This is a genomic window from Nocardioides sp. (assembly GCF_036401255.1).
GTDB lineage: Bacteria > Actinomycetota > Actinomycetes > Propionibacteriales > Nocardioidaceae > Nocardioides.
The window spans coordinates 1-9601 of the sequence record NZ_DASWVI010000164.1 but is presented as its reverse complement, the minus strand read 5'-3'; the positions used below and the strand labels follow the sequence as shown (position 1 = coordinate 9601).

General features: G+C 71.5%; 6 protein-coding genes. All 6 read left to right on the top strand.

Annotated features, from left to right (window positions below):
* Nucleotides 1-685: MFS transporter (locus VGD85_RS07820; protein WP_331062890.1), on the top strand; the 685-nt coding region annotated here is incomplete at its 5' end.
* 65 nt (nucleotides 686-750) lie between these two features.
* Nucleotides 751-1119, top strand: coding sequence for a hypothetical protein (locus tag VGD85_RS07815; RefSeq protein WP_331062889.1), 369 nt, complete (start codon nucleotides 751-753; stop codon nucleotides 1117-1119).
* A gap of 37 nt (nucleotides 1120-1156) precedes the next feature.
* On the top strand, nucleotides 1157-1915 hold the full coding sequence (locus VGD85_RS07810; RefSeq protein ID WP_331062888.1) for an IclR family transcriptional regulator: 759 nt from the start codon (nucleotides 1157-1159) through the stop codon (nucleotides 1913-1915).
* Nucleotides 1916-1979: 64 nt separating this feature from the next.
* Nucleotides 1980-4406 (top strand): hypothetical protein, encoded by a 2427-nt coding sequence (locus tag VGD85_RS07805; protein WP_331062887.1) that lies wholly within the window; start codon nucleotides 1980-1982, stop codon nucleotides 4404-4406.
* 76 nt (nucleotides 4407-4482) lie between these two features.
* The gene (locus VGD85_RS07800) at nucleotides 4483-6351 is read left to right on the top strand and encodes a bifunctional metallophosphatase/5'-nucleotidase (RefSeq protein ID WP_331062886.1); all 1869 of its coding nucleotides are present in this window, start codon (nucleotides 4483-4485) and stop codon (nucleotides 6349-6351) included.
* A 217-nt stretch (nucleotides 6352-6568) separates the two neighbouring features.
* A partial coding sequence (locus VGD85_RS07795; RefSeq protein WP_331062885.1) for a heterodisulfide reductase-related iron-sulfur binding cluster occupies nucleotides 6569-9601 on the top strand: 3033 nt, incomplete at its 3' end.

Here is a 9601-nt window from a genome sequence, read left to right as displayed (position 1 = left end):
GCATGCGGCGCTGTGGATCCCCACGGTCGCGTGCGCGCTCGCCGCGGCCACGGTCGCCGCGGTCGTCCTGGACCCCCCGCGACCCGAGCGCCCGGACGGCGCGGCCGGGAGCCCCTACCGCGAGGACACCTACCTCGCTCGCATCCACGGCGTCTCCGTGCTGCTGGTCGTCCCGCAGTTCGTCGTGTGGACCTTCGCCCTGGCCTGGTTGGTCCAGGACCGCGGCTGGGCGCCGGCCGCGGCCGGGGCGGTCGTGGCGATCGCCCAGGTGGCCGGCGCAGTCGGCCGGATCGCGGTCGGCCACCTCTCCGACCTGGTCGGCGGCCGGATGCGGCCCCTGCGGTGGGTGGCCCTCGCCGCGGCGGCCAGCATGGCGCTGCTCGGTCTCACCGCCGCCCTGGACCTCGGCGTGGCCGTGCTGCTCGTGGTCGTCGCGACCCTGGTGACCGTCGCCGACAACGGGCTGGCGTTCACCGCCGTCGCCGAGCGCGCCGGGCCGTTCTGGTCAGGGCGTGCGCTCGGGGTGCAGAACACCGCCCAGTTCCTGGCCGCCTCCGCCGTCCCTCCGGTCGCCGGGCTGGTCGTGACCGACTGGGGCTACCCGGCGGCGTTCGCCCTGGCCGCACTGTTCCCGGTCGTCGCGGCGCCGCTGGTCCCGGTGCGCGAGGAGCGCGACCTCCGGTGACGGGGAGTGTTCCGCCCGAGCGCGGGGTACCGATCCCGCGGGGGTAGCCGACCAGGGAGGATCCGATGACCACCGTCATCATCATCGTCGCCGTCGTGGTGGTGCTCGCCGTCGTGGCCGCGGCGTACGTCACGAGCAAGCGCCGCACCGAGCAGCGCCGCGAGCACGCGGCGCACCTGCGCCAGGAGGCCGAGGTCCAGGTCGTCGACGTCGACCTCGAGCGCCGCCGCGCCGCGGAGGCCGAGGCACGTGCCGAGGTCGCCCGCACCGAGGCCGAGCGCGCCGAGCAGCAGGCGGCCGAGGCCCGACAGGGGCTGCACATGGAGGAGGCCCGGCACGAGGACGTGGTGCGCCGCGCCGACGCCCTCGACCCGGACGTCGACCACCGCTCCGCGGACTACCAGCCGGGTGCGACGAGGTCTCGCGACAGCTGACGACGGCCCCGAGCGAGGGGCCGTAGGGTCTGGCGGCATGAGCCAGGTACCCGCCGCGACCCGCGCCCTGCGGGTGCTGCGGTTCCTGGCCGGCCAGCCGGACCCGGTCGCCCTCGACCGGATCATGCGGGCGGTCGACCTGCCGCGCAGCACGACGTACCACCTGCTGCACGCGATGATCGAGGAGGGCTTCGTCGTCCACCTCCCCGAGGAGCACCGCTTCGGCCTCGGTCCGGCGGCCTTCGAGATCGGCAGCGGCTACGCGCGGCAGGAGCCCCTGCAGCGGATCGCGCGCCGCTCGCTCGCCGACCTCGCCGACCGGACCGGGCAGTCGGTCCACCTGGCGATCCTGCACGGGCGCGAGGTCCTGTACGTCGTGGAGGAGCGCGCGCCCGGACGCCCGCCGCTCGTGACCGACGTCGGCGTCCGGCTGCCGGCCCACCTGACGGCCAGCGGCCGGGCGATCCTCGCGGCGCTGCCGCAGAGCCAGGTCCGGGCGCTCTACTCGCAACCCGCCGACTTCGTCGACCGGCACGGCGTGGGCCCGCGCAGCCTGAGCGCGCTGCGGCGCGTGCTCACGGACGCCCGGCAGCGCGGCTACGCGGTCGAGGACGGCGAGGTCACGCCCGGGCTCGCAAGCGTCGCGGTCGCGGTGCTGGACCACAACGCCCACCCGGTCGCCGCCGTCGCCGCGACCTATCCCGACGAGGCCGACCCGGCCGGGCTGCGCGAGTCCGTCGCGGCCACCGCCGCCCACCTGACCCGTCGCATCGGGGGGACCGCCGCCCGCGAGTGACCTCGCGAGTGACCCCGGGGACGACCGCTCGTTGAACGGCTGCCGTCAACGCGAAGGAGCCCAGGTGAACGAGCAGCGACCCCTCCGTCGGCTGGCCCTGGCCGCCACCGCCGGCGTCACCGTGGTCGCCGGCGCCCTGTCACTGGGCGGCGCGGCCGGCCTGCGTCCCGGCGGCCTCGGCGAGCGCTACACCTACGCCCAGGACGCGCTCGGGCAGCTGCACACCGACAAGAACGCGATCTCCCGCGCGGGCGACCTCGGCGAGATCACCCGCGACCCGACCACCGCGGCCCAGAAGGCCGCGGCACGGGCGTACGTCGACCGCGAGCGGGCGCTACCCGATCCCGAGCTGACCACCGCCCCGGTGTCGGGGCCGCGGCTGCTGCACCCGGAGAACCGCTACGCCCTGGCCGGCGGCTGCTACACGTTGACCAGAGACGGCGAGCCGTTCTACTTCAAGGCCACCGACCTGGGCAGCTACCTGATCTACGACGCCGACCGGGCGTTCCTGCTCGGCGACGGCAGCCGGGCCGAGCAGCCGAGCGCCGACGCGGTCTGGCGGATCACCCGCGCCCGCGACCGCTACGCGTTCGTCAACGACACCGGGCCGCTCACCCTCGACCGCGCGTCGACGTTCCTGCCGACCCGGACCACCGGGTGCGCGGCCTACCCCGAGTCCCAGATCGACATCAGCGGCCGCCCGCACGCCGGGATCACCGGCTTCCAGGAGGTGCGCGGCTACGTCGACGGGCACACCCACGGCATGGCCTTCGAGTTCCTCGGGGGCGACGTCCACTGCGGCAAGCCGTGGGACCAGTACGGCGCGCCGTACGCGCTCGTCGACTGCCCCGACCACTCCGCCACCGGCGGCTACGGCGGCGTCCTCGAGTCGGTGCTCTCCGGGGAGCCGCACCACGACCCCGTCGGCTGGCCGACGTTCAAGGACTGGCCCGCGCCGAACTCGCTGACCCACGAGGGCACCTACTACCGCTGGCTGGAGCGGTCCTGGCGCGGCGGGCAGCGGATCTTCGTCAACCTCCTGGTCGAGAACAACCAGCTGTGCCAGCTCTACCCCATCAAGCGCAACTCGTGCGACGACATGGACTCGGTGCGCCTGCAGGCCCAGGACATGTACCGGATGCAGGACTACATCGACGCCCAGTTCGGCGGGCCCGGCAAGGGCTTCTACCGCATCGTCACCAACCCGTTCCAGGCGCGCCGGGTGATCAACGCCGGCAAGATGGCCGTGGTCATGGGCATCGAGACCAGCGTGCCGTTCGGGTGCACGTTCAAGGCCCTGCCCGGCGGTGACGTGCCCGCGTGCGACATCGACGAGATCGACACCCAGCTCGACGAGGTCAAGCGGATGGGTGTGCGGCAGATGGAGCTGGTCAACAAGTTCGACAACGCGCTGTCCGGCATCGCCGGCGACAACGGCGAGGTCGGCGTCGCGGTCAACTCGGCGAACTTCCTCGAGACCGGAACGTTCTGGAACATGCAGCACTGCGAACCCGAGATCCCGGGCGCCCACGACCACAACCAGGTCGCCGCGCCGGACATCTCGGCCGGGCAGCAGGACGCGCTCTTCGGCGCCATCGGCGAGCTCTTCGGCACGCTCAACCTGCCGGCGCTGCCGGTCTACCCGCCACCGGACCACTGCAACGCCCGGGGCCTGACGACGCTCGGCGAGTACACCATCGACGGCCTCGCGAAGCGGCACATGATCTTCGACCCCGACCACATGAGCGTGAAGGCCCGGACCCAGGCCCTCGACCAGATCGACGACCTCGGCTACCACGGCGTGATCTCCAGCCACTCGTGGTCGACCCCGGACGCCTATCCGCGGATCTACGCCGACGGCGGCTTCATCACGCCGTACGCCGGCGACTCGACCGGGTTCGTGGAGAAGTGGCGCGCCCACGAGGGCTGGGCGGACCCGCGCTACTACTGGGGCATCGGCTACGGAGCGGACATGAACGGTCTCGGCGCGCAGGGCGACCCCCGGGGCGCCGACGTGTCCAACCCGGTCACCTACCCGTTCACCGGCCTCGGCGGCGTCCGGGTCGACCGGCAGCACGCCGGTCAGCGCGTCTACGACATCAACGCCGACGGGGTCGCCCAGTACGGCCTCTACCCGGACTGGATCCAGGACCTCGGAGAGGTCGCCGACGCCCAGCACGCCGGCGACGGCGCGAAGATCAAGGACGACATGGCCCGCGGTGCCGAGGCGTACCTGCAGATGTGGGAGCGGGCCGTCGGGATCGCCCCGGACTCCTGCCGCAACCCCGAGCTGCGGATGCCCGTCGGCCGGGTCATGCGGCTGGTCCGGCCCGGCATGACCACCACGCAGGTGATGCGCGCGGTCGGCCAGCCCTACACCCGGCTCGGCTCGACGTACGGCGTCTGCGCCGAGACGGCCACCGACTCGAGGGTGATGGTGACGGTGGCGTTCTCGAAGGGCGGCCGGGTCACCTCGATCCGATCCCGGTGATCCCGGGCCGCAGGTCCCTTCCTTACGGACGCCGGGTCGGTTACGTTGCGGCCCCACCCTCACCGAAGGAGAGGCCATGTCCCATAAGCCTCGTGCTCGCCTGCTGCCCGCTGCAGCGGCGCTCACGTCCCTCGCACTCGTCGCGGCCGCCGGCGCATCTGCCGCCACCGCCACCCGTGACGACTCCGGTGCGAAGGCCACCTACACCAAGCTGACCAAGCAGGCGGCGCAGAAGGACTACGTCAAGCTCGACATCTTGGCGATCAACGACTTCCACGGCCAGCTCGAGCCGGTCCCCTCGACCAGCTCCGGCGGCCGGATCAACAACACCGCGGCCGGCGGCGCGGCGTACCTCGCCCGGCTCATCAAGGACGAGCGCGCGCGGTCGCGTGCCGCCAAGGCGGTGCCGCTGACGGTCGCCGCGGGCGACCTGATCGGCGCCTCGCCGCTGCTGTCGGGCGCGTTCCACGACGAGCCGACGATCAAGACGATGAACATGCTCGGCCTCCAGGTGGCCTCGGTCGGCAACCACGAGTTCGACGAGGGCTGGCGCGAGCTGCGGCGCATGCAGAACGGCGGCTGCCTCGACGACGGCGCCGACGGCGCGGACGGCGCCAACTCCTGCCCCGGCGACCAGGGCTTCGACGGTGCCGACTTCCAGTACCTCTCCGCGAACGTGAAGTGGGACGACGGTCAGGAGCACGCCCGCGACACGCTCTTCCCCGCCACGAAGATCTTCAAGGTCAAGGGCGAGAAGGTCGCGTTCATCGGCATGACGCTCGAGGGCACGCCCGACATCGTGACCGCGGCCGGCGTCCAGGGCCTGCGGTTCACCGACGAGGTCGAGACGGCGAACGCGCTCGTGCCGAAGCTGCGCAAGCGCGGGGTCAAGTCGATCATCGTGCTCCTCCACGAGGGCGCTCTCCCCGGCGACGAGTCCGCCTACAACGACTGCTCCGGCGTGAGCGGCCCCGGGCTCGAGATCGCCAAGAACCTGAGCCCGGCGATCGACGCCGTGATCTCCGGTCACACCCACAAGGCCTACAACTGCGTGGTGAAGGACCCCAAGGGCCAGCCGCGGCTGCTCACCAGCGCGACGGCGACCGGCCGGATGGTCAGCAAGCTCCACCTGCTCATCGACCCGGCCACGCACGACATCGTGCGGCCCGCCGAGTACGCCGACAACCTGATCGCCCGCAACGGTGCCGACGTCACGCCGGTGCCGGCCGTCCAGTCCCTCATCGACACCTACAAGGCGCTGGTGGCCCCGATCGAGAATCAGGTGGTCGGGCACATCGATCCGGGTACGAGTGTCAGCAAGTCCCAGGAGGCTGATGGCGAGTCGCCCCTCGGCGATCTGATCGCGGACGCACAGCTCGCCGACGCGACCGTGGTCGACGCCGGGGCCGGCGATCGGACCGGCGTCGCGCCGGTGATGGCGTTCATGAACCCGGGTGGCATCCGCGCCGACCTGATCGAGAACGCAGCCGGCGACGTGACCTACGGCGCCACGTTCACGGTCCAGCCGTTCAACAACTACATGGTGTCCATGGACCTCACGGGCGCGCAGATCAAGGCGCTGCTCAACCAGCAGTGGAACGGCTCGAACGAGGCCAGCCGCAGGATCCTCCAGGTCGCCGGCCTCAGCTACAGCTGGGACGCCTCGGCGGCCGCCGAGGCCGACACCGACGCACTGGTGCCGGGGTCGGTCCTGGTCGACGACGACCGTGACGCGGCCACCCCGATGGTGCCGCTCGAGGACGGCACGACCTACCGGGTCGTCGCCAACAACTACCTGTACGGCGGCGGCGACGGCTTCTCCACCTTCAAGGAGTCGACCAACGGGTACTTCGGCGGGCTCGACATCGACGCGCTGGTGACCTACCTGAAGGCGCACGACCCGGTCGCGCCGCCCGCGACCACCCGCATCACGCAGGTGCCGTGACCGCGTCTCGCGCGTCGCTCTGACGTCGTGGTTTGCGGCCGGCGGGTTCGCCCGCCGGCCGCAGCCGCGGCGTGGCCTGAGCCACAGCACGACGAAGTTACCTATCGGTAGGATCCTTCTCACGCCTTCGGGGCCTGACGTGGCCCGCCCCTGCGAATAGGCTCGCGGGACGCACCCCGGGGTGCACCTCGAACCACCTGCCGACAGGGAGCAACCAGTGACTGCAGTGCTCATCTTGGGTCTCGTGATCAATGCGATCGCCCTCCCGATCGCGGGGAAGCGGGCACTGTTCCTCTACCGCCTGATCACCAGCGGCCAGCCGGCACCCGACCGGATCGCCGGGGTCACCCGGCGCCTCGGTGCCGCCGCCAAGCGGCAGGTCGTCGAGGTGTTCGGCCAGCGGAAGATGCTGAAGTGGACGGTGCCCGGCACCGCGCACTTCTTCGTCATGTGGGCCTTCTTGATCCTGGCCACCGTTTACCTCGAGGCGTACGCCGCTCTCGTCTCGCGCGACCCGCAGTGGAACTGGTTCGTCTTCAACAACTGGGGCGTCCTCGGCTTCCTGCAGGACTTCATCGCCGTGATGTGCACGCTCGGGCTCGTGGTCTTCTGGGCCATCCGGCTGCGCAACCAGCCCAAGCAGATGGGCCGCAAGTCGCGGTTCTTCGGATCCCACCTCGGCCCGGCGTACTTCACGCTGTTCATGATCTTCAACGTCGTCTGGACGATGTTCCTGTTCCGCGGCGCCGTCGCGGCCCGCGACCTCGCCGAGGCCGAGGCCACCGGTGTCGAGCACGGCTACGGCAAGGCGGCGTTCGTCTCCTACCTTCTCGGCAAGGTCTTCCCCGACAGCACCGCGCTCATCGGCATCGGCCTGCTGCTCCACATCGGCGTGATGCTGGTGTTCCTCATCTTCGTGCTGAACTCCAAGCACCTGCACATCTTCATGGCGCCGCTCAACGTGCTCTTCGGCCGCGAGCCGGTCGCGCTCGGCGCGGCCAAGCCGCTGATCTCTGCCGGCAAGCCGGTGACCCTCGACGACATCGACGACCTCGACGAGGACGCCAAGCTCGGCGTCGGGGCGATCGAGGACTTCACCTGGAAGGGCCTGCTCGACATGGCGACCTGCACCGAGTGCGGTCGTTGCCAGTCGCAGTGCCCGGCCTGGAACACCGAGAAGCCGCTCTCGCCCAAGCTGCTCATCATGGGGCTGCGCGACGCGGCCTTCGCGAAGGCGCCGTACCTCCTCGCCGACGAGGGCAAGCGCGAGGCGCTGCTCGCCGGCAGCGACACGCTCACCAAGGAGGTCGAGCGGCCACTGGTCGGTGAGACCGGCGACGAGTGGTTCTACATGCCCGAGGACGGCTCCGGCGTGATCGACCCCGACGTGCTCTGGTCGTGCGTGACCTGCGGCGCCTGCGTGAACCAGTGCCCGGTGGACATCGAGCACGTCGACCACATCATCGACATGCGCCGCTACCAGGTGCTCGTCGAGTCGAACTTCCCCAGCGAGCTCAACCAGCTCTTCCGCGGCCTGGAGAACAACGGCAACCCGTGGAACATGTCGCCGAACGCCCGAATGGACTGGGCGAAGGGTCTCGACTTCGAGGTCAAGGTCGTCGGGGCCCCGTCCGATCAAGGGGGTATCGAGTCGCTCGACGAGGTCGACTGGCTGTTCTGGGTCGGCTGCGCCGGCGCCTACGAGGACCGGGCCAAGAAGACGACCCGCGCGGTGGCCGAGCTGCTCGACATCGCCGGCGTGAGCTTCGGGGTGCTGGGCAACGGCGAGACCTGCACGGGCGACTCCGCGCGCCGGGCCGGCAACGAGTTCGTGTTCCAGGGGCTGGCCCAGCAGAACGTCGAGACGTTCAAGCAGGCACGCGTCAAGAAGGTCGTCTCGACCTGTGCCCACTGCTTCAACACGCTGAAGAACGAGTACAAGGAGTTCGGCATCGAGCTCGAGGTCGTGCACCACACCCAGCTGCTCAACCGGCTGGTGCGCGAGGGCAAGCTGACTCCGGTGCGCGAGGGGGCGGGCGCCCACAAGCGCACGATCACCTACCACGACCCGTGCTACATCGGCCGCCACAACGGCGTCTACACCCCGCCGCGCGAGCTGCTGCAGGTGCTGCCGGGTGCCGAGGTCGTCGAGATGGAGCGCAACTCCGAGCGGTCCTTCTGCTGCGGCGCCGGTGGTGCTCGCATGTGGATGGAGGAGACGATCGGGGAGCGGATCAACGACAACCGGACGATCGAGGCGGTCGGCACCGGTGCCGACCAGATCGCCGTCGGCTGCCCGTTCTGCCGGGTGATGCTCTCCGACGGGCTCACCGCCCAGCAGGACAAGGGCGCGGCCCGTCCCGAGGTCGAGGTCCTCGACGTCGCGCAGATGCTGCTCGCCTCGGTCAAGGGCGAGATGGCGACCCGGCACGCGCCCGGCTCGCTCGGCGCGGACGCGCCGGCCGCCCGCTCGGAGTCGACGAAGGCCGAGCCCGAGCCCGGTGACGTCACCCGGACGGAGAACACCGTCACCGAGACCGCCGATGTGGGCCCGGCCGCGAAGTCGTCCGGCGGGACGTCGCTCTTCGACACCCCCGCCGAGTCGCAGACGGCGTCCGAGGACAAGTCGGTCGCCGAGGAGGCGCAGGCCGCCAAGCCCGCGTCGTCCGGCGGCTCGCTGTTCGACCTCGGCGGCGACACCGACTCGACCGTCGAGGCCAAGCCGACCGCCGAGACGCAGGCCGAGGTGTCCCAGACCGCGAGCGACACCGCTTCACCGGGGTCGCTGTTCGACATCGCCGACGACAAGCCGGCCGAGCCGCAGGGCGAGGTCGAGGGCGACCGGCCGCCGACGACGGCGTCGGTCGGCCCGGACCTCGGGTCGGGTTCCCTGTTCGACATCGCCGCGGACCAGCCGGCGACCCCCGAGTCGAAGACCGAGGCCAAGGCCGAGCCCGCCGAGACCGAGGCCAAGGCCGAGCCCGCCGAGACCGAGCCCGCGAAGGCCGAGCCGGAGGTGGACCTCGGCGGCGGTGGGTCGCTGTTCGACATCGCCGCGCCCGAGCCGACCACCGCACCCGAGCCGACCCCGGCGCCCGAGATGCAGCCCGAGCCGCAAGCCGCCCCGGAGCCCGCCCCGGAGCTCGACCTGAGCTCGGGTGGCTCGCTGTTCGACATCGCGGCACCGGACCCGCAGCAGGTCAGCGAGTCCGCCACGGCCGCGGCCCACGCCGCCGCGGGCGAGGAGCCC

Bases quoted from the DNA above. Each gene is read 5' to 3' on its own strand.
- VGD85_RS07815 (WP_331062889.1), top strand. From the start codon at position 751: ATGACCACCGTCATCATCATCGTCGCCGTCGTGGTGGTGCTCGCCGTC.
- VGD85_RS07810 (WP_331062888.1), top strand. From the start codon at position 1,157: ATGAGCCAGGTACCCGCCGCGACCCGCGCCCTGCGGGTGCTGCGGTTC.
- VGD85_RS07800 (WP_331062886.1), top strand. From the start codon at position 4,483: ATGTCCCATAAGCCTCGTGCTCGCCTGCTGCCCGCTGCAGCGGCGCTC.